Source organism: Niastella soli (assembly GCF_017742245.1).
GTDB classification, from domain to species: Bacteria; Bacteroidota; Bacteroidia; order Chitinophagales; family Chitinophagaceae; genus Niastella; species Niastella soli.
This window is the reverse complement of the sequence record NZ_JAGHKO010000003.1, coordinates 91,359-117,234: the sequence shown is the minus strand read 5'-3', so window position 1 is coordinate 117,234 and position 25,876 is coordinate 91,359. Positions and strand designations below refer to the sequence as shown.

General features: G+C 45.4%; 14 protein-coding genes. 8 read left to right on the top strand and 6 right to left on the bottom strand.

Translation table 11 applies throughout. The features are described from left to right. Positions 1–123: 123 nt before the first annotated feature. Positions 124–1,041: an alpha/beta hydrolase gene (locus tag J7I42_RS14555; RefSeq protein WP_209139553.1), complete on the bottom strand. Its 918-nt coding sequence runs from the start codon at positions 1,039–1,041 to the stop codon at positions 124–126. A 183-nt stretch (positions 1,042–1,224) separates the two neighbouring features. Here J7I42_RS14555 and J7I42_RS14550 point away from each other — a divergent pair, with 183 nt between their 5' ends. Further along, complete coding sequence (locus J7I42_RS14550; RefSeq protein ID WP_209139552.1) at positions 1,225–1,650, top strand: hypothetical protein; 426 nt, start codon at positions 1,225–1,227, stop codon at positions 1,648–1,650. A gap of 361 nt (positions 1,651–2,011) precedes the next feature. Here the strand turns inward: J7I42_RS14550 and queA are convergent, their stop codons facing one another. Continuing rightward, positions 2,012–3,061, bottom strand: coding sequence for a tRNA preQ1(34) S-adenosylmethionine ribosyltransferase-isomerase QueA (gene queA, locus J7I42_RS14545; RefSeq protein ID WP_209139551.1), 1,050 nt, complete (start codon positions 3,059–3,061; stop codon positions 2,012–2,014). A gap of 495 nt (positions 3,062–3,556) precedes the next feature. On the opposite strand from queA, the gene J7I42_RS14540 reads away from it, so the two are divergent. Together J7I42_RS14540 and J7I42_RS14535 are read left to right on the top strand one after the other, a co-directional pair. Then, a complete protein-coding gene (locus J7I42_RS14540; protein WP_209139550.1) occupies positions 3,557–7,459 on the top strand; it encodes a TraB/GumN family protein in 3,903 nt (1,300 codons plus the stop codon). Between the two features lie 131 nt (positions 7,460–7,590). After that, the gene (locus J7I42_RS14535) at positions 7,591–8,133 is read left to right on the top strand and encodes a DUF1415 domain-containing protein (RefSeq protein WP_209139549.1); all 543 of its coding nucleotides are present in this window, start codon (positions 7,591–7,593) and stop codon (positions 8,131–8,133) included. 31 nt (positions 8,134–8,164) lie between these two features. Here the strand turns inward: J7I42_RS14535 and J7I42_RS14530 are convergent, their stop codons facing one another. Continuing rightward, positions 8,165–9,886: an ABC transporter ATP-binding protein gene (locus J7I42_RS14530; protein ID WP_209139548.1), complete on the bottom strand. Its 1,722-nt coding sequence runs from the start codon at positions 9,884–9,886 to the stop codon at positions 8,165–8,167. Between the two features lie 120 nt (positions 9,887–10,006). After that, entirely contained in the window at positions 10,007–15,427 is a 5,421-nt protein-coding gene (locus J7I42_RS14525) for an alpha-2-macroglobulin family protein (protein ID WP_209139547.1), read from the bottom strand. 286 nt (positions 15,428–15,713) lie between these two features. On the opposite strand from J7I42_RS14525, the gene pbpC reads away from it, so the two are divergent. After that, entirely contained in the window at positions 15,714–18,098 is a 2,385-nt protein-coding gene (gene pbpC, locus J7I42_RS14520; RefSeq protein ID WP_209139546.1) for a penicillin-binding protein 1C, read from the top strand. Positions 18,099–18,222: 124 nt separating this feature from the next. Here pbpC and J7I42_RS14515 read toward each other — a convergent pair whose 3' ends face one another. Further along, positions 18,223–18,942 carry a head GIN domain-containing protein gene (locus J7I42_RS14515; RefSeq protein WP_209139545.1) on the bottom strand — a complete coding sequence of 240 codons (720 nt, stop codon included), beginning with the start codon at positions 18,940–18,942 and terminating at the stop codon, positions 18,223–18,225. A gap of 29 nt (positions 18,943–18,971) precedes the next feature. Then, positions 18,972–19,691 carry a head GIN domain-containing protein gene (locus J7I42_RS14510; RefSeq protein WP_209139544.1) on the bottom strand — a complete coding sequence of 240 codons (720 nt, stop codon included), beginning with the start codon at positions 19,689–19,691 and terminating at the stop codon, positions 18,972–18,974. A gap of 234 nt (positions 19,692–19,925) precedes the next feature. On the opposite strand from J7I42_RS14510, the gene guaA reads away from it, so the two are divergent. From guaA to J7I42_RS14490, 4 genes are all read left to right on the top strand, one after another. Continuing rightward, positions 19,926–21,458: a glutamine-hydrolyzing GMP synthase gene (gene guaA, locus J7I42_RS14505; RefSeq protein ID WP_209139543.1), complete on the top strand. Its 1,533-nt coding sequence runs from the start codon at positions 19,926–19,928 to the stop codon at positions 21,456–21,458. A gap of 165 nt (positions 21,459–21,623) precedes the next feature. Then, positions 21,624–22,868, top strand: coding sequence for a type 1 periplasmic-binding domain-containing protein (locus tag J7I42_RS14500; protein ID WP_209139542.1), 1,245 nt, complete (start codon positions 21,624–21,626; stop codon positions 22,866–22,868). Positions 22,869–22,998: 130 nt separating this feature from the next. Further along, on the top strand, positions 22,999–24,018 hold the full coding sequence (locus tag J7I42_RS14495) for a ligase-associated DNA damage response exonuclease (protein ID WP_209139541.1): 1,020 nt from the start codon (positions 22,999–23,001) through the stop codon (positions 24,016–24,018). Between the two features lie 9 nt (positions 24,019–24,027). Beyond that, the gene (locus J7I42_RS14490; RefSeq protein WP_209139540.1) at positions 24,028–25,704 is read left to right on the top strand and encodes an ATP-dependent DNA ligase; all 1,677 of its coding nucleotides are present in this window, start codon (positions 24,028–24,030) and stop codon (positions 25,702–25,704) included. Positions 25,705–25,876: the final 172 nt, after the last annotated feature.

Below are 25,876 nucleotides of genomic sequence, written 5' to 3'. Positions count from 1 at the left end.
TAAACAGTCTTACTAATTATAAAAGCCTGTGCTATCTTTCGATAGCACAGGCTTTTTTGTTTTAAAAACCTAATAACTCACAAACTAAATAACTTATTAATGATCAAACTGATCAACTTACCTCTACTTCAACCATCCACTCTTTCCCATCCATTCCTGCACCAGGTCCATCCATTTCACGTCACTTGTTTTGTTGGTCAATCCAAAACCATGACCGCCTTTTTCATACAGGTAAAAATCAAAAGGCACTTTATTTTTTTGCAGGGCGGTAGCAAACAACAACATATTCTGCACTTTTACGGTGCTGTCGTCTTCGGCATGCACCAGGTAAGTGGGCGGTGTTTTTTTAGTCACCTGCAATTCATTGGAGTATTCTTCTTTCTTTTCGGGCGAAGGGTCTTTCCCTATTAAGTTATCCCGCGAGCCCATATGGCAAATCGTATCAGCAAAACTGATCACCGGATAAACCAGGATCATAAAATCGGGACGCAGATTGGTTTTCTTACCCGCATCGATGTACACATGATTAAAATGGGTTCCGGCCGTAGACGCCAGGTGACCACCTGCTGAAAAACCGATGATCCCAACGCGGTTCTTATCGATCTCCCATTCTTTTGCCCGGTCGCGCACCAGTTGAATAGCCCGCTGGGCATCCTGTACCGGACCAATCTCTTTATTCACCATAGTTACATCGCTGGGCAACCGGTACTTTAAAACAAAAGCGGTTACGCCCATGTCGTTAAACCGTTTGGCCACTTCACTACCTTCATGCACTGCAGCCACCATCCGATAGCCTCCACCTGGTATTACAATCACGGCAGCACCATTGGCTTTTTCTTTTGGAGGAAGATAAACAGTGATCGTGGGCCGGCTGATCTTACTGATCATGATCCTGCCCGAAGCATTCGTATCAGCTTTTTCTTCATCAGGTACCGGCTTTGAATTAGGGACCGAATCGGGATACAGCGGTATAACGGTTTGCGCACAAGTGATCAAGACAAAGCAAATTAAGGTTACAGAAAGAAATAGTAGTTTTTTCATACATAGCTACTTATAATCAAATTTACTTTTTTGATTTAAAAATTGCCAGCCATTCTTTCCCCGATGGGCAAATTCTCTTTCCAAAGCCGGAATTGGCTGAATATTAAGTTAAATGGTCACCCGGTTTGTTTTCTGTGGCTGGCAATACCTCCAACTTTGTTAGTGAACCAACAATCCTGAGATATGAATAAAATTTATACTACATTCATTCCGCTTACATTTCTCCTCCTTTCAGCCTGCAGCAAAGACTTTTTAAAATCGTACGAGAAGCGCATAACCGGTGGCACCTGGGAATTATATGACGTAAACAGTTTTGGGCTAGGCAGTGGGTACAGACCTGCATTCAACAGCGGCCGTTTTGTATTTGAACCCAATGGCGACGTCACGTATACCAATAACGATGGTGAAGAATACATAGGTAGTTGGGACATCAGGCACGACTACCAGGATGACCAGCATTATCAAAGGCTTGCCATCAGTGTTATTAATTTTCAAAACCAGGACGTGATCTCGGAATTCTTTGATGACATGCAGTTCACCGGTACCGATCGTTTCAAGGCCAACCTCAGCAGTGGCAGCCGCACGTATACCTGTAAGTTTAAGCGGTGAGATTAAGGCAGACCGCAGTGAAAGGCAATGGGCAATGGGCAATGGCCAATGGGCAATGGGAGAAAGCCAGAAGGCTGTCAATGTTGTTTAGTAAACGCTTGTTTTAAGGAATTCTCGCGCCTTGCGGGAGGCAGGGGGTGGGTTTATAATGTCAATATTACTCCCTGTGTTTCATTCCAGTTTAATCAAATCAATACCCCACCCCTATCATGAGTGTTTATGTGCTACACGCTGAGGCTCCCAATGCAGGAAGGAGTACAAAAAACGAAAAAGCCGGTAACATAAAATGTTACCGGCTAATAATTATGTAAAAAGTTAGGAGGCGAAGTCAAAGACCCTATTGCCTATTGCCCATTGCCTTTTAGATAACCAACATTGCGTCTCCATAGCTGAAGAAACGATATTTATCCTTGATGGCCTTTCTGTACGCTTCCATAGCCAGATCATAACCGGCAAAAGCGCTCACCATGATCAGCAGACTGGTTTTTGGCAGGTGCAGGTTCGTTACCAGTGAATCGGCAATATTGAACTGGTAAGGCGGGTGAATGAAAATGTTTGTCCAGCCCTCAGAAGGCTTCAACAGCTTTTCTGCAGTATAAGAGCTCTCAAGAGCCCGCATGGTAGTTGTCCCTACTGAACAAATGCGGTGTTTGCCCTCGATGGCCTTATTAACCACTTTACAAGAGAGCTCATCGATCTTGTAATACTCAGCATCCATCTTGTGTTTGCTGAGGTCTTCCACTTCAATAGGGCGGAAGGTGCCCAAACCGGTATGCAGGGTTACCTCGGCAAAGCGGATACCTTTAATTTCCAGCCTTTTGATCAGCTCAATGCTAAAGTGCAAACCCGCAGTAGGCGCAGCTACAGCTCCTTCATGCTTTGCATAAACGGTTTGGTAGCGCTCTTTATCTTCAGCCTCAGGCTTACGTTTGATGTATTTAGGCAATGGTGTTTCACCCAGGAATTCCAGCATATTGCGAAACTCTTCATCGGTACCATCCCACAAAAAGCGGATCGTTCTGCCACGTGAGGTGGTATTATCGATCACTTCAGCGATCAGCTCATCATTCTCCCCAAAATATAATTTATTACCAACGCGAATTTTACGGGCAGGGTCCACAATTACATCCCACAACCGGTTGGGTTTATTTAATTCACGCAGCAGGAACACCTCAATCTTCGCCCCTGTTTTCTCCTTCCGTCCATACATCCGGGCCGGAAACACCTTGGTATTGTTCACTACAAACACATCCTTGTCATCAAAATAATCCATGATGTCGCGGAAGTGTTTATTCTCAATCTGGCCAGTGCTGCGATGCACAACCATCAAACGAGCATCCTCACGTTTCTTTGTAGGGTGTTGGGCAATAAGGTTAAGTGGTAAATCGAACCGGAACTGTGAAAGTTTCATGTGTTTTTTTGACTGTTTTTAAAAGCCACATGATAGCAACAAGGAGGGAGTAAGATCAGGGTACATCGGGGGTCTAATTCCGACAAACGAGGTCTTACGGCACCAGGTTTGACATCATGTAAGGCTCAAATTCGAGCGGGCAAAGGTAATTAAAAAAGAACCCGAACCCAAATTTAAAAATCGATCATATGATAGAATTGTCGCTGGCTACAGAAAACTGCTTACCGTAATGTATCCCTTACAGGTTGCTCATTTCCCCAAAAACTTAACAGCCCCAAAGCCCCGAATTATTTTTATGCTTTTCTTTCTTTTTAACATCTTCCGTATGTGTTTTCCCTGCTAACATTTGGCATATTATTACGAAATTTATAAAAGAGAGAAGTGTACCACAGCTATTACCTCAATTGTTCGAGCCTTTAAAATAACCCAGGAGATCTGCCTGATAAGTATTGGGATTTTCAAACAGTCACCGGTCATTTAATTATTTGAACGAGTATGAGAAAACCTATCTCTTTGTTGCCTGTCCTGTTGTTGGTTATTTTTTTGCCAACCCTGGCGCAACAGCCAGCCCATAAACCCAAAGCTGCCCCCTTGCCGCCCCACCCCACACTGGTTGTGCCCAAACCCGCCCCCAAAAAGTACCCCAGTCTGTTGTGGGAGATCAGTGGTAATGGTCTTAAAAGGCCATCGTACCTGTTTGGTACCATGCATGTAAGCGATAAGCTGGCTTTTCACCTCGGCGATTCTTTTTACACGGCCATAAAAAGCGCCGATGTTGTGGCGCTTGAAACCAATCCTGAAAGCTGGCAGGATGATTACAGCCAATCTGTGTTTTTCCGTAACAACCGCCGCGGTTCCAGCCTGGTTAACCTGTACGCCGCCAACCGCTGGGAATGGCCAACCGACCACATGCGCATTACCACCTTCGCTATTGACCGGTATGAAGAAGCCATAAAAGCTGCCCTGGCTGTTGAACCTTCCATGATCAATGGCATGTTATACCGCACCTACGGCCGTCAGGCGGAAGATTTTGAAGAAGATACCTTCCTGGACATGTACATTTTTCAAACCGGTAAAAAACTGGGCAAACGGGTAAGCGGGGTGGAGAATTTCCAGGAAAGCGAAAAACTGGTAATGGAAGCCTACAAAGCCATGCTGCGCGACCAGAATAAAAAAAGAAGGAGTTATGACTATGAAGGCATGATGACCAATCCCAAAAAAGTAGAGGATGCCTATCGCAAAGGCGACCTCGACCTCCTCGACTCGCTGGAAAGCCTCACCGTTTTCTCCGATGCTTTCCAGGAGAAATTCCTTTACAGACGCAATGAAATACAAGCTAACTCCATTGACTCCATCATACAAAAAATGTCGCTGTTTGTTGGCGTGGGCGCGGCCCATTTACCCGGTAAACGCGGCGTTATTGAGCTATTGCGACAAAAAGGGTATATCATGCGTCCGGTTCGAATGGACGATCGCAACAGCCTGCAAAAAGAGACCGTCGACAAGATCAGGATCAATTCGCCCTTCAACACCCAAACCTGCGACGATGGATTCTACACCGTTTCCATCCCCGGCAAAAAATTCTATCGGTTTACCGACTGGAACGGCCTTGACGTGGTGCAATATGCCGACATGGTGAATGGCGCCTATTATATGGTAACCCGTATAAAGACCAACAGCCTTTCCTGGGGGCACAGCAGTGACGTGGTGCTCAAAAAGATCGATAGTCTGCTGTATGAAAACATTCCCGGCAAAATATTGAAGAAAACGCCCATCACTAAAAACGGCTACAAAGGGCTCGATGTTGTCAACAGGACCCGCCGTGGCGATAACCAGCATTACCAGATCTTCGTTACACCTTTCGAGGTCATTCTGTTTAAAATGAGCGGCAATGGGGAATACATCACCAGCGGTAATGAAGCACAGGAGTTCTTTGGGTCCATTCATCTGAAAGAATACCTGGCTCCGGGCTGGCAAACCTGGCAACCGGCTACCGGCGGCTTCAGTGTATTAACGCCTCACACCCCTGCGTTGTTAAAAGACAATAGTTTTGGCACCGACAGACTGGAATACGCGGCATACGATGCCACTACCGGCAACAGCTACCTGATCATGAAAGCCAACCTGCATAACTATTCATTTATTGAAGAAGACAGTTTTGAGCTGAACCTGATGGATGAAAGCTATGGCTATTCAGATTTTATTGATAAACAACTCAGTCATCATTTTACAACAGTGAACGGATACCCGGCGCTGGAAAGCAAATTCAAACACAAAGACGGCAGCTACAGCAGTGTCAAATACGTGATCCAGGGCCCCGTGTACTATGCCGTTATTGCCAGTTATAAAAACGACAACCCCAATACCCAACGCTTTCTGCAATCATTTACCATAACTCCATATATCTATCCGGCGCCTACCCCCCGTACCGACACTACCCTGTACATAACTGTTACCTCCCCGGTGTACAATGACCCCAACAAGAAAAGTGAATCGGCCGGAATGGAAGAACTGTTGCAATTAACGAACGGCGCCACAGATGATGACCTTGACGATTACAACATGCCTTCTTTTGCCACCCGTCTTATAGGCAACGATACCATTGGGGAAAAAATACTGGTCATGCACTTTAAGGTGCCGCCATACGCCTATAGAAAAGACAGTACTACCATATGGAAAAATGCCTCGGTATCTTCCTGGTTCAACGACAGCACGTTCATCACAAAACAAAATAAGGTATACCGGCTGCCTAATGGCATGCAATGCCGCGATATTCAGTTAACCGATACCAACAGCAGCCGGCTGATCATTGCCAGGCTGTTTTATAACAACGGCCATTTCTTTAGCATTTCAACATTGACCGATACACTGAGTAAACAAAGCCCTTTACTAGCCAATTTCTTCACCAGCTTTAAACCAATAGATTCCCTCAAAGGCGAATCGTTGTTCACCAGAAAGAACAACAGGTTTATGAAAGACCTGTTCAGCAAAGATTCCCTGGCCGTTAAAAGAGCCCGCAAATCAATCTACCAGGTTGACTTCGATTCACTGGATGTGCCATTGCTAAAAATGGCTATTGACTCGTTGAACTGGAAAATGAAAGACTACCTCGTGCTGAAAAGATATTTTATCGAAAGCCTGGGCAAGCTCAAGGATTCCAGCATCACCCCCTACCTGCAAAAACTGTATTGGAAAGTAAAGGACACGGCCGACTGGCAGTCAGCCATTCTGAACGCATTGCTGAACCAGCGCACCAAAACATCGTTCGTTGCATTCAGGGATCTGGTATTACAGGAACCGCCCATTATGGATGAGGATTACTCATATGGCCGTCAGCCCCGGCTGAATTCCGTGTATGCAGATTTTACCGGGGTGCCCCGAAACAACAAAAGGAGCAATTATTATGGCCGCTGGGCGCCCTTGTTCGATACCTTATCGCTTACAAAAAACTTGTTCCCTGACTTGCTACAATTAATGAATATCGACGACTATGAGGAAGATGTAATGAACCTGTTGCAAACAATGGTAGACAGCGGCTATTTAAAACCCGTAGATTATGAAACCAGTTTTCCAAAGCTCTACCTGGAAGCAAAACAATTACTAAAGAAACAACTCGCCAAAGAGAACAAGGCTAAAATGGAAATAGCCATTCGAAAAGAGTCGCCCACCATATCTACCTATGCCAGCGACGATGATGACAATGAAAACATTTCGGATGCCGGCAATGCAGAGCTTGACCAGTATGCGATCTTATTATTACCATTTTATAATAAGAACATCGGCGTACAAAGTTTTTTTGAACAGTTGCAAACCACGCAGGACAGACGCTTGCGGTATAATACATTCATCCTGTTATTGCGAAACAAATACAAAGTGCCAGATTCCCTGTTCCTGCAATATGCAAAAGAAGACCTTTACCGAAGTGAGTTATACACTGACCTGGAAACGCTGAACCTGTTGGACAAATTCCCTAAACAATATAAAACCCAATTGGAAATTGCCAAAAGCCTGGTAGCAAAACCGCTCGACAACTACGAAAAGCTGGATACGCTCATCTACCTTGATAAACTGCCAGTAGCCTATGAAAATAAAAAAGGCTACGTGTATTTCTTCAAATATAAACGCATGCGCGACGATATTACCTGGAATGTGGCCACCGTAGGCATGCAACCCGAGAAACCGGATGCCATCGACACAGAGAACGACGACTTTACTTCGGTTGAAGAAGGCCGCAAACTGGACAATGATAAACCGGTAAAAGAACAGTTGCAGAAAATGCTGAAGGAAATGCTGTACGCCCGCCGTGGCAGCGCCTCGGTATTTTACGATGCCCGGTCGTATAGCCTTTATCGAAACTACTTATCGGAAATGGTGAAGAGCCAACGGTATAGAGATTAGTTGACAGGTTAACACGTTGACAAGTTAACACGCTGACAAGTCACCAACGCCTCGCGTAGCGAGGCGTTGGTGTTTTCCTGATCAACTGGTCAACTCGTCAACTTGTCAACTTATCAACCTACCTTTGTACAATGGTAAGTGATCAACAAATCATTGAGCAAACAAGAAACTGGATAAAAACTGTAGTCATAGGCCTGAACTTTTGCCCTTTCGCAAACCGGGAATTTAAAAACAACACCATCCATTACCAGGTGGAGCATGGAACTACCCGCTCTGATGCCCGCAACGCCCTGCTAAAAGAATGTAAGCGGTTGGATGCGAACAAAAATATTGCCACCACCCTGCTGATCTTCCCTGACTATTTTAAGGAGTTTGACACTTACCTGCAATTTGTTTCATTTGCCGAACAACTGATGCGGCAGAAGGGTTACGAAGGCGTTTACCAACTGGCAACATTCCACCCATTCTACCAGTTTGAAGGAAGCGCCCCCGACGATGCCGCCAACTACACCAACCGGTCAATTTATCCTATGCTGCATTTGTTACGGGAAGAACAGGTACACAAAGCCATTCAATTCTATGGCAATGCTGATGAAATACCGGAGCGTAATATTCAATTTGCCAGAGAGAAGGGGGTGCCGTATTTTAAGATGTTAAGAGATAGTTGTTTGTAACACCACAAACTAAATACTTCAAACAACAAACCTAAAGTCCTTTTGGAATAGAATCAATCAATTGACGTGTATACTCCTTTTGAGGATTATAATAAACCTGCTCTGCCTCTCCAATCTCTTCGATCCTGCCTTTATTCATAACCATAATACGATCACTGATATAGCGTACTACCGACAGGTCGTGCGAAATAAAAACAATGGTAAAACCCATTTCTGCTTTCAGGTCGTTCAACAGGTTTAACACCTGCGCCTGTACGCTTACATCCAGTGCCGATACCGACTCATCACAAACAATAAAAGATGGATTCAACGCCAGCGCCCGGGCAATCACAATACGTTGCCGCTGGCCACCGGAAAACTCGTGTGGGTACCGGTGAAAATGCTCCGCTTTCAGGTTTACTTTTTCCAGCAGCTCTACTACCCTGTCTTTTCGTTGTGCACTGCTGGTAATTATATTGTGCACTTTCAATGGCTCTGCAATGGCAGCCCCAATGGTCAATCGTGGATTGAGGGAAGAATACGGGTCCTGAAAGATGATCTGAATATCTTTTCGCATCTCCTTCATGGTGGAGGCATCCACCTTCGCCAGATCGGTCCCATCATAACGGACTGAACCGGAAGTAGGTTGAATAAGTCCCAGCAAGGTTCTGCCAAGCGTGGTTTTACCACAGCCCGACTCCCCTACCAGACCAAGCGTTTCTCCCTTATAGATCTCAAATCGGATGTTATCGATAGCCTTTACATAGTCAACCGGTTTACCAAACAGGTTTGTTTTGGAAGGGAACCAAACATTCAATCGCGACACCTGTATAAAAGGCTGTTTTACCGTATTATCGGTTTCTTTTAATTCAACGGGCTGTACAGCAGCCTGCGTATAACGGGTTACCTCAAACGGGCGGTTATTTTCCAGAAAATCGCTGACAATGGGAAGACGTTCGCCTTTTGGATGCAATACCGGTCTGCAGGCCAGCAGTCCTTTTGTATAGGGATGTTGTGGGTCATTGAATATACTGGCTACCGGGCCACTTTCAACAATTTCGCCGCGGTACATCACTACTGCACGGTCGGCCACTTCGGCTACTACCCCCAGATCGTGCGTAATAAAAATAACACCCATCTGCTGGGTTTGCTGCAACTCCTTTATCAATTGCAGAATGGTCTTTTGCACGGTTACATCCAATGCGGTCGTTGGTTCATCACAGATGAGCAAGGAGGGTTCACAGCTCATGGCCATTGCGATCATTACGCGTTGTTTTTGACCACCGCTTAACTGATGTGGGTAACGACGGAACAATTGCTCCGGATTGGGCAGTTTTACCCGTTTGAACAGCTCGATCGTTTTTTGCCGGGCTTCCTTTCTGCTGATCTTTACATGAAGTCGCAGTGCTTCCTGCACCTGATGCCCACAGGTAAATACGGGATTCAGCGAAGTCATGGGTTCCTGAAAGATCATCGCGATCTGGTTTCCCCGAATGGAACGCATTTGTTCGGGCGTTTGCATTAACAGATCTACCGGCTCTGCGGCACCCGCAGAAAACAGAATTTCGCCACGCGTATACCTGGCCGGGGGCTTCGGCAATAATTGTAAAACAGATAATGAGGTGACCGATTTGCCAGAACCAGATTCGCCCACAATAGCAACAATTTCACCGCGGTTCACCGTAATAGAAATATCCTTAACGGCGGTGGTAGTCCCGATCTCTGTGACAAAATCAACCTGCAGGTTATTTATTTGTAATAGCGGTGCTGACATTTTGTGGTATGGGTATCAACAAATATCGGGAAAAGTTCTCTTAAAAAACAAAGGCGGGCTTCCATTCAGGAAACCCGCCCTTGTTAACTTGTCCTTCGACTCCGCTCAGGACTTTTTTTACTACTTCTTATTTACTCTTATCACCCCGCCACCATTGTAAGAATGGTACTCTCCATTATACATGGCTTCGGCACTTACAGGTCCCATGCGATAATTTCCAGGCGACACAGCACGTACGGCATAGTAGTATACCTGGCGGCCCGATCTCAGATCATCAAACAAATTAATGCGATCGTCCCGCACATCCAGGGCAGTAGGCGTGGCTGCATCCTTGATCCACTCCATACCCGGGATTTCCTTGGTACGTGGGTTTTCAATTTCAAACCCGGCCGGCAGAATGTCGCTGATGGCGATATTATCAACATCACCATTGTATGTTTTCTCCAACGTGATCTGAACAACTACCAGGTCGTTTTGATTGAACGTATTACCCTCCACAGCACGGCCATAACGATCAAAGAAACGACGGCGCACCTTGATATAGTTATCTTCTTCTTTATACGCACCACTTACACTAATGCCTTCACTTTGCCAGTAATAATAAAGGCGGCCTTCCCCTTTCGATGCAATATCTATATTGGTACCACCCAGTTGTTTGGCGGTTAACTTCAGCGGACTGGTAGATACAGTGCCCACAGTTTTGCCATTTACTTTTACATCGGCACTTATAGTGGCTTTTCCTGCTGCACGGGCCATTTTACCCAGGGCCAGGAAGCTGAACGCACATTCCTGCGTACTGAACCAGTAACGTTGTTTTAACAGATCGGCCACATGTTTTGCCATCACCGGTATCTGCGTATTGGCAGGGTCCGCATCCACCAGGGCATTCAGCGCAATTGATTCATCGCGAATATCGGAATAATAGCTGCCACCGGTTTGTGCTACTGATACTTCACCGGCAAACGAAGAAGGCAACAATTCCTTGAACTTCGCTTTATCACCAGCAATTGCATAGGCCACACTTAACAGGTATTTACAGTCAAGGCTCAACAACATAGCATTGGCCTTGTAATAGTTCATGGCACTCACATTGGGTTTACCAGCCAGCGCCAATACATATAAACTATAAGCAACTTCCTTGGGTGCTATCTTCCTTTTCTGATCTCTATTGTAGTAATATAAAATGGTCTCTTTATTCTTCAGGCGGTTGTTCATGTAGTTGAGAATGCCATTGAACACATTCTTGTCTACTTCAAAACCGGCTTTCTGTGCTTCCAGTAAGAAGTGAGCCGCATAAATGGTAGCCCACCAGTTTTCGGAGCCTTCCCCATCCCACAAGGTAATGGCGCCACTGTACAACTGGCGTAATTTGATCTTGCGGATGGCTTCCTGCACATTCCAGTTGGCAACTGACTTACCTCCTGCATTGGTGTGTAACTGATCAGCGAGGTCACCGATATACAATTGCGGGAAAGCAGTTGACACGGTTTGCTCGGTACAGCCATATGGATAGGAAACCAGGTAGCGTAATTGCTTACCCAACTCCAACGCCGGGCTGCGGCTTACTACCAGTTGGTAATCGGTACTATTGGGAAGGAAATCATTCAGCGGAATATTGAGGTGTTGCCCATTACCGCCGGTGAATGAACCACTACCAGTTACTACCTGTAATGGTGAAGCAGGACGAATGCTGATCTCAGTCTCATCGGTGAATTTTTCACCCAATCCCTGTACTTCCACTTTTACTTTTCCAGTGCTCACGGCTGGCGATGCCACCAGCTGGAAAATGGCCTGGCCTTCGCTGTTGCTATTGAGTGAAACAGATTGCTGTTTATCTCCCAGTACATTCAGCGGACCGCTTACATTCATAATAGCAGTTACGGAGGCTGAACCTTTGGTTGTATTGGTTACAGTAACCGGAACAGTTACCGTATCGCCAGGGCTCAGGAACCGTGGCAAGGCAGTACTCAACACCAATGGATCGGCTACGGTCATGGCGGTTTCGCCATTACCAAAACTTTCGTCTTTATAGGCCACAGCCATCAGGCGTACTTCACCACTGAACTGCGGAATATCAAATTCAAACTCAGCTTCCCCATCACCGCCGGTTTTGGTAGAACCGCTCCAGTAAGAAACGATCTTGAACCTTTTGGCCGGCATCGGATTGGTACGTTTGCTCATTTCCAATTCACCGTCACCACCCGTACTGCTTAATGTAGCTTTTAATTCGGGGAATAACAGTGGATACAGATCATATCCATTTACCTCTAATGCTTTCGCGGCATAGAAGTGATTGTAAGGGTCCGGTGTTTTGAAGTCTGTGATCTGTAACACGCCATTATCAACAGCTGCCAAAGTAACAAAGCTGTTAGGCGCCGCTTTTACGGTCACCTTCTGGTGTGTGCGTGAACGCACTGATTTCTGCGCTACGATCTCTACATTTATTTTACGGCTCTTCTCTTCCACTTTCAAACTCTTGTAACCATGTGCTACGGTTAAAGGAATTTCACTTACCTCATGAGGCTTAATAAGCGTGGCAGTCACATATACGTTTGGCAAATGCTCTGCTGTCATTTTCAGATCAACCGACGCCGTTCTGTCTTCAACATTTACATATTGATACGAAACCACTTTATCAGTTTCCAGCGTTACCAGCATCCGGCCGCTGAATGGCGTTTTAAACAACAGTTTGGCATTCTCCCCTGCTTCGTAAGAAGATTTATCGGCCTCGATGTCGATATTACCTTCTGTATTTACTTCAAATGAAGAGTTTTCTCCACCCCAGAAACCATAGCTGTAAAAGCTTTTCTTTATATAACTGTTCGACCCAGGAATAGCCACCTGAAGTTCATATTCGCCGGGTGAACGCGGTACAAATGGAAAAGTGGCATTTTCACCACTGATAGTAATGTTCTGATCAGCTACTATTTTATTGTCCTCTTGTGATTCATACCTGAAATAATCGCCGCTTTTTGAAAGCACAGTACGATATTCATGTTTGATCACTTTTACCTGGGCGCGGGCGCCATTCAACACATGCTCATCTTTATCAAGGGCAATAATGGGGAACTTCACGATCTGGTTAAGCGGATAGTACCAATACCCATCGCTGCCAATACCAAAGAAAGTCTTTTGGGTATAAATATTGGCAGTGGCGCTACGGCTTACCGGCCGGCCTGTTTCATCAAATACGGTCGCATAGAACGTTGCCTTCAACAATCCTTTGTTGGCAAACAAGGCAGGCGCTTCATACGATTCGCTGGCATTGCCGTTTTCATCAGTGCTGCCTTCCTTCACCACTTTGTCAAACGACAGTCCCTGGTTCACTATACCAAAATCAAACTTCCCGTATTGTTTGGGATTGAAATTTATGGAGCTTACCTGGATCTCTGCTTCATAATTACGATTGGCAGCAGGCGGTCCAAAAAAGTTAACGGCATTAATAGCCAGTTTGGTGCTCGCACCTGGTTCCAGGTATGGTTTGTCCAGTTTGGCACTTACCTTAATACGATCGGGCACAAACTCCTCTATGCTGAAATTCTTGCTGCCCAGCAGTACGTCGTTCGATGTGTACACTTCCAGCGTATAGCTACCGGTGATAGCCGCTTCAGAAATATCTACATCGCCATCCGTAGCGCCCTGTGCATTCAACGTTTTGCGGAAGTTCTTTAGCTCCTTCCCATTTGGCAGCAGGAACTTCATTTTTACCGGCAGTTCACCCGGCGATTTCCATTGGCGATCGCGCAGGATAACAGAGAAATTCACTTTCTCACCCGGCCGGTAAATATCGCGTTCTGCATATATAAAGGCGTCCAATCCGGTGCTGTTGCCGTGTTTGCCACCTACATCGAACTTCGAAGTGTTTACCCGGGTGCTGCTGAAGGGCAGGTAGTTGAAATCAGTGGCCGTTTTGGCAATGATCATGGCTGGTTTAAAGCCGGCAAACTCCTTACGCGAGAACGCCACTTCAGCCACTCCCTCTGCATTGGTTGCGCCCGTCCCCAGCACCTGGTTGTTGTTGCCATATACCACCACGTTCATTCCGTTTATCGGCTGGGCCGTTTTAATGGAGTTGGCAAATACAAACAGCTTATCTTTTCCTTCGCGGGCAATTAATCCAATATCTGATTTTGAAATAAAGCGGCTATCGCTTACCCAATAATCGGTGGCCGAGCGCAGCTTAATGTGATAGATGCCTTTGAAATCGGGCAGGCGGTCTTCCACATTGAACGTGAACAAGCGGCTGCTGCCATATTTAGGTAAAGAGCGCGTATCGATCTCCTGTTCATAGATCACATCACCTAACGACAGATCGCTGTTGTTGTCGTAATAATCGCCGTCATAGTACTCTTCGTCGCCACTGCTTCCGTCTCTTGAATCTTTTGGACTATACCCATAGCGTTGGGCTGCCAGCAGATTGCTTTCGTAGATCTTTGAAATGATCACTTTTACTTTGGGCACATTGGTAATACGCACCTCAATATTCTGGTTACCCAGAGCGCTCAGGTATACTGCTTTGCTGTTTCCAAAACGCAATGAAGGCTCCATTTCACCAAATGCAACATTATTATCGTATTGTTCATGCAACACCCCTCCAATACGGCCCCGCACACCTTTATTAATGGTGAGTACATAACTTTTATCAGCATCAAAATTCTCACTGCTTACGGAGAATCCGTCTTCCGTTTGTTCAACTGAAAACTTAACCGCCGGATTAAATTTGATTAGCGATGCCAGGTTTTCCATTACTACCTGCTGACTGGTACGCACGTACACCTTTCCGGTTAACCCATCGTGTTCGGCATGCACGTCATTTATGGTAAGGTTTAAAGGTGAAGGAATGAATACTTTGTTCTCGATCGCTTCTTTGGTACCATTCACCCCGCCATCGGGCACCAGGCCTTTATCGAAGGTTACCTTTGCATCCAGGTCTTTATCTTCCAACTTTAACCCCTCCACGCGGAGAGAAATGCGGCTGTCGGTCCCTTCTGTAATAATGCGGTACTTCAACGGTTTGCCATCTATTTCCAACTTCATTTTATCTTTAATAGTAGCCGGACTGATCGCATAGTTAAAATACAGATCAACCTGTGGGTACGCATTGGTAGGACGTTGATCAGGCATCATCCAGGTTACGTTGCTGTTGTCCAATTGTAAGTAAGGCGTAAAGAAACTGATCTCATCATCTTTGTCGATCTTGCCATATTTGCTATGATCGAGCAAATCACCTGACAGCTTCGCTGTATAACTGGTAGCAGGCGACAATGGTTGTGCGGGGGAGAACACCAGCTCATCCGGATGCTCCCAACGAAAACGGCCCGCAATTTTTGGTTCAAAAGAAATATACTCAGTAGAATCCCAGTTGTTCAACAACGAATCAGGAACAAGGGATTTATCAAAGCGGAATACCAGGTTACCGAGTGATTGTACTTCACCTTTGGCATTGGTATAGCTAAGGGAAACTGCGCTACGATTACAGGCGGCTATCAGTGATAGCACAAACACGCCTATTGTAATCAAGGCGATCAATTGCTTACGCATATAGGGTTAAAAGTATTAGCGTGGTTAGACCCAAACCATCCCCGATCAACAATCTAAGGCGGGTTGAGGGCGTTAAAATACAAAAAGGAATTAAATATTGGAATGATCCTTTTGTTGATTGAAAGAAAACCGGAAATTAGCAAGGAAACTATGGAGGAAAGCTTGACGAAGCCATAGAGTTGAAATTGTAGCCGAAAGTTACAATCAATTTATTCGCCTCACATGTTAATTTGTTATTAAAGTGCTTTTGACACTGCGCGAGCAGTGAACAGGTGAACTAACACACATGAAAACCCCAGACAGAAAAACCATACAGCAATTTATTAATCGTATAATAACCTGGCAACCCCGCCATCGTTATGCCCGAATAACCTACAAATGGGGTAAACGGGTATTTTTGACCATTTTTATTGCCATCATATTATTCTTCTCACTTAACTGGGTATTCCCCCTGCCCGACAATATTGAATATTCTACTATTATTACCGATAGCAAAGGGGAAGTACTACATGCCTTTCTCACCAGAGATGAGAAATGGCGGATGAAGACAGAGCTGGAAGAAATTTCGCCGCTGTTACGCAAAACTATTATAGAGAAGGAAGACAAGTATTTTTACCGTCACCCCGGCATTAATTTACTGGCTATTGGCCGTGCATTCACCAAAAACATTTTTCGCTGGAAGCGTACTTCCGGCGCCTCTACCATTACCATGCAGGTGGCCCGTGCACTGGAACCCAAAAGCAGGACCTATTTTAATAAATTCATCGAAATGTTCCGTGCCTTACAGCTGGAGCAAAGGTATAGCAAGAACGAGATCCTGCAGCTGTACCTGAACCTGGTACCTTATGGCAGCAACATTGAAGGAGTGAAATCGGCTTCTATTCTTTATTTTAAAAAGAACCCCGATCACCTGTCCCTGGCCGAGATCACCGCCCTTTCTATTATCCCCAACCGCCCGTCATCACTGGTAATGGGAAAGAACAACGATCGCATTGTGCAGGAGCGCAACCGCTGGTTGCAACAATTTGCCAACGACAAGGTTTTCACTCAAAAAGAAATTGCCGATGCCTTAAGTGAACCGCTCAATGCTACCCGTGGCAGTATTCCACAGCTGATCCCCCATCTTTCCTGGAAACTGAAACAACAGGGGGGCGATATTATTAAGACCAATATTGAACTGAACACCCAGTTAAAGACAGAAAAACTGGTGGCAGATTATTCCCGCATTCTCACCCTGAAAAACATTCGCAACGCAGCGGTGATCATTATCGATAACCAAACGCACAATGTGATCACTTATGTAGGCTCAGCCAGCTTTACCGATACCATCGACGCCGGACAGGTGAACGGCGCCAAAGCCATCCGCCAGCCTGGCAGCACATTGAAACCGCTGTTATATGGTCTCTGCATCGATGAAGGGTTAATGACACCCAAGGCCATCATTACCGATGTGGCCGTAAATTATAACGGCTATGCACCCGAGAATTATGACAAACAATTCAACGGGTATGTAACCATGGAATATGCGTTGGAACATTCGCTGAATATCCCCGCAGTAAAAGGATTGCAATGGCTGGGCAAGGATGCTTTTATTGACAAGCTGGCCACCTGTAACTTTCAACAGATCAAAAAAGACCAGCGTAAGCTGGGACTTTCCATGATATTGGGTGGTTGCGGCGCCAACCTGGAAGAGTTGACCGGGATGTACACCATCTTCGCCAACGATGGCCGGTACGTGGCACCTAAATATACCCAGGTAGCTTTTCAACAACCCGGACAGGGAGAAAAAATATTAACTCCCGCAGCTACCTTCATGATCAATGAAATTTTGTCAAAAGTAAATCGACCTGATTTTCCACTCAACTGGCAAAGTACTGAACACATGCCCAAGATTGCCTGGAAAACCGGTACCTCCTACGGACGCCGCGATGCCTGGAGTATTGGTTACAATAAAAAATATACAGTAGGCATCTGGACGGGCAACTTCTCAGCATTGGGTATTCCCGAATTAAGCGGCGCCAACATAGCCACGCCGCTGCTGTTTAAGATCTTCAACACTATTGACTACGACAGCGACCAGGAATGGTTTACCCAGCCTAAGGATTGCGACATTCGAATGGTGTGTTCAGAAACCGGGTTACCACCTGGCGAACATTGCGACAACACAGTAACTGATTATTTCATTCCATTGGTTTCATCGACCCAGCTTTGTAATAACCTGCAGGAGGTAGCCATCTCGGTTGATGAAAAGATCTCCTATTGTAAATCCTGTCAGCCGGCCAGTGGTTATAAAAAGAAATGGTACCGCACGGTTACGCCCGATATGCAACGCTTTTATGAAGAAAGACATATTGTGTATGAAAAAATGCCGCCACATAATACAGATTGTGAACGGGTATTCAAGGAAGGGGGGCCGGCCATCACTTCCCCACGCAATGGATCGGAATATTTCATCAGCAAAAAGCACCCGGAACCCTTACAGCTATCGTGTAATGTAGGGAACGATGTGCACAAGGTATACTGGTATATCAATAACCAGTTTTATAAAGCAGATGAAGCGCACAACCGACAGTTCTTTATCCCGGAAGAAGGGCCGGTGAAGATCAGTTGTACAGATGATAAAGGGCGGAACAGGGATATCTGGATCCGGGTGAAGTTCGTGGATCTGTAGATATAGACAACGCCAGGCTTGGGATCATGTAATAGTAGAATGAATATTGTTTTCATAATATCCCCGGTAAAAAAAACGAGCTAACAAGCGAACCTGTTAACTCGTTAATTATATTTCTAATATATTAATCAACTTTCTTCACGCTCCCACTACCCGAAATATTCGTACTTGTTTTAGCTTCCCCTTTATATTTCACATCACCACTGCCCGAAACGTTGGCATGCAGCTTTACACTGGAGTATACCTGTACATTGCCACTGCCTGAAACATTCAGATCAGATTCTTCTGCCATTAAATTCAGGGCTTTTATATTGCCAGAGCCGCTTACATCACCATAGATCTTCTTCGTTTCGCCCTTTAGCTCAATACCGCCGCTGCCCGAAACACTGGCTGCTATTTCTGGCGCATCTACTTCAATATTAATATCACCGCTGCCCGACGCGCCCAGCTTCAATTTATTGCTGCTGGTGATCTTTGTTTCGGCTTTAATATTTCCCGAACCATGTGATTTGATGGTGTTGAATTCAGGAGAAGTAACATAGATCCGTACATGTTTGCGGGGTTGCAGCCAGATGTTGTCTTCTGTTTCAATATTCAACACATCATTTTCAACATGCATCTCAATGTGCGAAATGATATTTTCCTCGGCTTCTATTTTTATCCCCGAAGGGCTGCCCTGTATCAGGATCACATCAAAAGAAGAATGCAGCTCCACTCCTTTAATATCGCCAAACTGTTTGGTCTCGGTTGTCATATGACCATTCCCTTTTACCCGGTGGCCATGCCAGAAGCAGGAGGTAAATGCTATAAGCGCAACAAATAAAACAACAGCTGTCTTTTTCATAAAAAAGGGGTTGGTGGTAGGTTATTTAATTATTTCACCTGGGTTATACTGCCATTCCCGGTTATATGAGTGGAAGGCTGGGCGTTTCCTTTATAATGCAGATTGCCATTTCCGGTAACTGTTACATCCAGTTTTACACTGGCATACACTTCCGCATCGCCATTACCCAGTATTTTTACTTTGGTGTCTTCCGCCAGCAGTTCATAGGCCTTTAAATTTCCGTTGCCGGTTAGCTTACATTCAAAATTCTTTGACTGGCCTTTTAATTCAATACCGCCATTGCCGGTTAAGTCAGCAAACACTTCCGGGGCATCCACATCCAGGTTAACATGGCCATTGCCAGATACTTTCAGGTCCAGTTTGGAAGAATCTTTAATGGGGGTTTGACCAATTATATCGCCTGAGCCGTAGGAATGTATTTCTTTGAACTGCGGAGCGGTCACATATATTTTTATCGACCGTTTGGGGCGTAACCATACGTCGTCCTTCGTATCTATCTGCAGATTATTATCATCGATGTAAGTTTCAATATAAGGTAACAGATTGCTCTCGGCTTCAATTTTTACCGAAGCGGGGCTGCCAACAGCCACATAAACATCAAATGAACCATGTGACGATACGCCGGTAAAACCACTCACCTGCCGGTTTTCAGTAGTTACCTGTTCATTTCCTTTTATTTGTTTACCGGCAAACTGACAACTGGTTCCCAATATGGCTATTGATACAAATAAGGCGGCCCATTTTCTCATATGTGTAGGTTTAGTTTTAAAAGAAGAATACAAGATACCCGGTTTTTATAGCATTTGACGCAATACGCGCCAAAATGTTACAGTAATTGGTTGACGAATAAGGATTTATTGTAATTCAGGGTCATGTACCTGTTTCCGGTCCAGCCGCACCGGTTAGGAACATTCCGGAAACCTAAAGCGCTTGTAGCTTGAGGTTTATGGCTTGTAGCTGTATTTTCTTACCTTCGCACCACCATGACGGAAAAGATTCTTATTCTCGATTTCGGCAGTCAGTATACTCAATTGATTGCCAGGGCCGTCCGGGAGGCCAATGTGTATTGCGAAATAATTCCCTATCACAAAAAAGTTGAATTTGATCCTTCACTGAAAGGTATAATCCTGTCGGGTTCGCCCTTTTCTGTGAACGACGTCAATGCCCCGGAAGTAGATGTAAAAGCCCTGAACCAGCAACTGCCTGTGTTGGGTGTTTGCTATGGCGCCCAGTTAACTGCCAAACAATTTGGCGGTCAGGTTGCCAAAAGTAACAAACGCGAGTACGGTCGTGCCTTGATGCACAAACAAACCGAAGACGTATTGCTGGAAGGTGTAATGGAGCAATCGCAGGTTTGGATGAGCCATAGCGACTCCGTTCTGCAATTACCTGCCGGGTTCAACGTGTTGGCCACTACCGACGGCATCCCCTTTGCCGCCTTTAAAAAGACCAGCGAGGGCAATCCCCTGTACTGCGTACAATTCCACCCCGAAGTGTACCACTCAGTGGAAGGGAAAAAAATGATCAAAAACTTCCTCGTAAATATCTGCGGCGTTAAACAAGACTGGACGCCCGCTCACTTTATCACCGATACGGTGAACGACCTGAAAAAACAGATCGGCGACCGCAAAGTGATCATGGCCCTGAGCGGCGGGGTTGATTCTACCGTTGCTGCAACATTGATCCACAGAGCCATTGGCAAAAACCTGTACGGCATTTTTGTAGACAACGGCGTGTTGCGTAAAAATGAATATGAGCAGGTACTGGAGACTTATAATACTATTGGCCTTAACGTAAAAGGCGTAAATGCCAAACAATTGTTTTACGATGAGCTGAAAGGTAAAACCGACCCCGAAGCCAAACGTAAAACCATCGGCCGCCTGTTTATTGAAGTGTTTCAGCAGGAAGCAAAGGCATTTGAAGGTGTTGAAATGTTAGGCCAGGGTACTATTTACCCCGATGTAATCGAAAGCGTATCGGTACATGGGCCATCGGTAACCATTAAATCGCACCATAATGTGGGCGGTTTACCCGATATCATGCACCTGGAACTGGTTGAACCCCTGCGGTTCCTCTTTAAAGACGAGGTACGCCGCGTAGGTGCTGAACTGGGAATTCCAAGCGATTTGTTAAATCGTCACCCCTTCCCCGGACCCGGTTTGGCCATTCGCATCCTGGGTGAAATTACCCCCGACAAGGTGCAATTATTACAGGACGCCGACCATCGCTATATACAAGGTTTGAAAGAACATAAATTGTACGATCAGGTATGGCAGGCAGGCGCCATTTTACTACCGGTTAAGAGTGTGGGAGTTATGGGTGATGAAAGAACATATGAATTCACCGTGGCGTTACGGGCCGTGACCTCTGTTGATGGCATGACCGCCGACTGGGCCCACCTTCCTTATGAATTTTTGGCACATATTTCGACTGATATTATTAATAACGTTAGAGGCATCAACCGGGTGGTATACGACATCAGCAGTAAACCACCTGCAACGATAGAATGGGAGTAAACGTCTCTATCAGGTTACCAATTGCCAGTTTTCCGGTTTCCGGGGAACTGGCAACAGGTGACCAGCTGTGTTTCGCCGAAGCTTCGCGAAGGCGCAATGACCCGAATTTTGTGAGGTATGAATAACAATAGGACAACTCAACACTCAGTCAATAAAGAATTCCCTATGACGAAAAAATGGTTCGTATTATTATTTTCATGCCTTGCCATGGCCTGGGTAGCGCCGGTTCTTGCACAAATAACGCCAGCACCAACTGGTAGTCAAACACCACCTACGCAGCCACTGCCATCGGCACTGGCGCCACAACCAGATTCCGGCCGCCAACAAATTGCGATCTTTACTCCTTTGTTCCTTGACTCGGCATTCGACAACACCGGCAATTACCGGTACGATGCCAAAACCTTCCCCAAACAGTCAAGCGCAGGATTGGAATTCTGGGAAGGGGCTGAACTGGCCATCGACTCCTTACAAAAAGAAGGTATTCAATTGGATATTCATGTGTATGATATCAAAGCCTCACAACAGCAAATGGATTCCCTGCTGGCCAGTGAAGAATTTAAAACAATGGACCTTATCATTGGACAGGTTGCCGCAAATGAAGCGGTAAAACTGGCCAGTATAGCGGCCATCATGGATATTCCTTTTATCAATGCCAATTATCCCAACGATGCAGGCATTCAGAACAATCCGCATTATGTTATTCTGAACCCTACCCTGCTTACGCATTGCATTGGTATTTACCGTTTCCTGCAAAAGAATTATTCGTTATCTGATATAGTTGTATTTAAGAAGAAAGGTGATGACGATCGGATAAAGAATTATTTTACGGAGTTTGAGAAATCGACTGCTGTAAAATTGAAGTTGAAATACGTTACCCTCGAAAGTAATTTCACACAGGACAAATTGCAACCTTATGTAACCGGCGACAATAAAACCATTTGTGTGGCCGGCAGCCTGGATGTAAATTTCGGTCAAACACTTTGCCAGCAATTGGCATTATTGAGCGATGCCAGCAATCCGAATGTAATAATTGGCATGCCCAACTGGGACGTGATCGATTTTGAAAAATCGCAATACAAGAATTTAGAGATAGTATACAGCACCGCATTTTATGTACCTGCCACCAATAAACTGGCGACTACCGTGCAGGAAAATTTCAAAAACACTTTCTATTCCCGTCCATCGGATATGGTGTACCGTGGTTTTGAGACCCTCTATCACTTTGGCCATTTATTGACATTGTATGGTAAGAACCTGGGATCGAGCATGAGCGATAAAAAATATATGCTCTTTGGCGATTTCGATATTCAACCAGTGCTCAACAGGGCCACCATGACACTTGACTATTTCGAGAACAAGAAATTATATTTTGTGAAGAAAGTTGACGGAGTAGTGAAGACAGTTTATTAGTTCACAGTTCACTGTTCAAATATTTAATTGTGCCACGTTGTAAAAGACGTGGCACATCTTTTTTTGTACATAGCCTGTCTAAAACGGTTCCTTCTGAAACCCGTAACTTGTAACCTGAAACAGGCTTTCTATGCCTTTAATTTCTTTTACAGACAAAGGTATCTTCTGTGCACAGGGCAACTTCTATATTGATCCCTGGCAACCGGTTGACAAAGCCGTGATCACCCATGCCCACAGCGATCATGCCCGCCCCGGCAGCCAGTCGTACCTCTGCCACCGTGATACCCTGCCCTTATTAAAATTGCGCCTGGGCCCTTACAATTATCAAACTGTTGAATGGGGTGAAAAGATAAATCTGAATGGAGTAACGGTATCGCTGCATCCGGCCGGACATATCATCGGTTCTTCCCAGGTTAGAATAGAATATAAAGGCGAAGTATGGGTAGTAAGCGGCGATTATAAAACGGAACCGGATGGGATAAGTGGTGTATTTGAACCAATCCCCTGTCATACGTTTATTTCTGAATCAACATTTGGGTTACCTATATACAACTGGAAACCGCAACACGAAATATATCACGACATACAAAACTGGGTGCGCAGCAATGAAGTGGCCGGCAAAACATCGGTTTTGATCGGATACAGCCTGGGAAAAGCACAACGGGTATTACAGGCTTTGGAAGAAGTGACAGGCAATATTTATGTCCATGGGGCCATCTGGAACGTACAGGAGACGTTGCTTCAGGCAGGTTTTAAATTGCCAGCAGTGAACCGCATTACACCCGAAACACCCAAAGAAGCATTTAAAGGCAGTGTGATCATTGCACCGCCATCAGCCGATGGAAGTGCATGGATGCGTCGGTTTTCACCGTCCAGTACCGGTATCTGTAGTGGCTGGATGCAGGTGCGTGGCAATCAGCGCCGCAGAAATGCAGATGCAGGTTTTGCACTCAGTGATCATGCCGATTGGCCAGGGTTGTTACAGGCCATAAAAGATACCGGCGCGCAAAAGGTGTACATCACGCATGGATTTCAATCAGTCTTTAGCCGCTACCTGAATGAAATAGGCATCGACGCCTCGGAAGTAAAAACAGAATTTGGAACAGAAGATGAAGAGGCTTCCACCCCAACTCCCGAAGCAGCGCAGTAAAAGAGCTTAATGGCAGAACACGATAACGATATTAAACAGGAGAATCCTTCCCTCTCCCCACAAGTCGGGAGGGCCGGAGGCATGGCGGAATTCGCCGCGCTCATTTTCTCCCTGGGCACCAGCACAAAAACAAATGATAAGCTACAAGCATTATCAACGTATTTTTCTCACGCCAATGAAAAAGATAAAGTGTGGGTGATTGCCCTGTTCAGCGGTCGCCGGCCACGCCGTACCGTTAACGGCACCCAGCTGACAGCATGGTGTTGCGAATTAGTTGAGCTGCCTGTCTGGCTCTTCCAGGAATGTTATCATACCGTAGGCGATCTTTCGGAAACCATTGCCTTACTAATTCCTGACAATAAAGATTCGTCCACCTATAAGGCCAGCCATTCATTACATTACTATGTAGAACAATTCCAACAACTGGAAAAAGGCACCGAACAGGAAAAGAAAACATTTATCCTGCAATCGTGGCAGGAACTAAGCAGCCAGGAACGATTTGTATTCAATAAATTGCTATCCGGGACTTTCAGAGTAGGGGTATCGCAAAAATTAATGGTGAATGCCCTGGCCCGCACCGTTCAGCTGGAACCCAATATTATTGCACATCGCATCAGCGGCAACTGGGCCCCCGCCACTACCTCCTTTGAACAGTTACTTAGCGAGCAGTCAACCCAAACTGATTTTTCAAAACCCTATCCTTTCTACCTGGCGTATGCGCTGGAAGGTCCATTGCAAGACCTGGGTGAACCAACAGACTGGCAGGCCGAATGGAAATGGGATGGCATTCGCGGACAGATCATAAAACGCAATGACCAGCTATTTGTATGGAGCCGGGGTGAAGACCTTATTACTGATAAATTCCCCGAGTATACTATTCTGCAAAGCAAACTCGACAACGGCATTGTATTAGACGGTGAGATATTACCCTACAACGATGGACAGGTACTTAATTTCAATGTGCTGCAAACCCGAATTGGCAGAAAGAACATTACTAAAAAGAATTTACAGGAAGCACCGGTGGGTTTCTTTGCCTACGACCTGCTTGAACTAAATGGCGAAGAAATCAGGCACTGGGCATTGTCAGAACGGCGGGCAGCACTGGAAAAACTGGTAGCATCCCTGCAACTATCCTGGTTGCAATTATCCCCCATGGTTACGTTCAACAATTGGGAAGAACTGACCACTATTCGCGAACAAAGCCGCAGTCTCAACAGTGAAGGATTGATGTTAAAACGAAGATCCTCTGCCTACCAGGTGGGGCGTAAACGGGGCGATTGGTGGAAGTGGAAAATAGACCCGCTCACCATCGATGCAGTAATGATATATGCACAAAAAGGCACCGGCCGTCGAAGTAATCTGTACACCGATTATACATTTGCCGTAAAGGATGGTGACAAACTGGTTCCTTTTACCAAAGCGTATTCCGGATTGACCGATAAAGAATTTGCCCAGGTAGATGCCTTTGTAAAAAAGAATTCCCTCGAAAAATTCGGACCGGTACGTACGGTAAAACCTGAACTGGTATTTGAAATTGCTTTTGAAGGAATAGCTGCCAGTAACCGGCATAAATCGGGTGTAGCCCTTCGCTTTCCCCGCATCAGCCGCTGGAGAACGGATAAATTACCTAACGATATCAATACTTTAGAAGACCTGAAACAAATGTTGGAACTTTATGGGAAATAAATACGGGTTATTAAATTCGTTAGTTCTTGAGTTATTTAGTTCATTTATTTCAATCAGTCTGAACATCTTCAAACACCAGAACTAAATAACTAACAAACTAAATAACTTACAAACTGGCCGCTTCCAACCACTTAGGCAACTTTCCTTTATAACAAACAACTTAGAACTTCCT